Source organism: Cognatundibacterium luofuense, assembly GCF_018139685.1.
In the GTDB taxonomy this organism is placed as follows: Bacteria; Pseudomonadota; Gammaproteobacteria; order Burkholderiales; family Burkholderiaceae_D; genus Undibacterium; species Undibacterium luofuense.
The window spans coordinates 1-416 of sequence record NZ_JAGSPN010000197.1 but is presented as its reverse complement, the minus strand read 5'-3'; the positions used below and the strand labels follow the sequence as shown (position 1 = coordinate 416).

Below are 416 nucleotides of genomic sequence, written 5' to 3'. Positions count from 1 at the left end.
CGAAAGCAGCAACCAGCTTAATCTGTTCCGATAACAGCATGCCGTTACCAAACACGTCACCCGACATATCGCCGATACCCGCCACTGTGAACGGTGTCGTCTGGGTATTGATGCCCATGGAGCGGAAATGGCGCTTGACCGATTCCCAGGCGCCGCGTGCGGTAATGCCCATTTTTTTGTGATCGTAACCCACCGAACCACCAGAAGCGAAGGCGTCACCTAACCAGAAACCGTAATCCGCTGATACGCCGTTGGCGATATCAGAGAAAGTCGCCGTGCCTTTATCCGCCGCCACCACCAGATAAGGATCATCCGGATCATGGCGCACCACTTGCGCCGGTGCCACCACCGCGCCTTTGACGATGTTGTCAGTAATATCCAGCAGGCCGGACAGGAAGATCTTATAGCAAGCCACG

1 protein-coding gene is annotated in these 416 nt (G+C 55.5%); it reads right to left on the bottom strand.

Translation table 11 applies throughout. The features are described from left to right. On the bottom strand, window positions 1–416 hold a 416-nt coding region (locus KDM89_RS20005), incomplete at both ends, for an NAD-glutamate dehydrogenase domain-containing protein (RefSeq protein WP_212689631.1).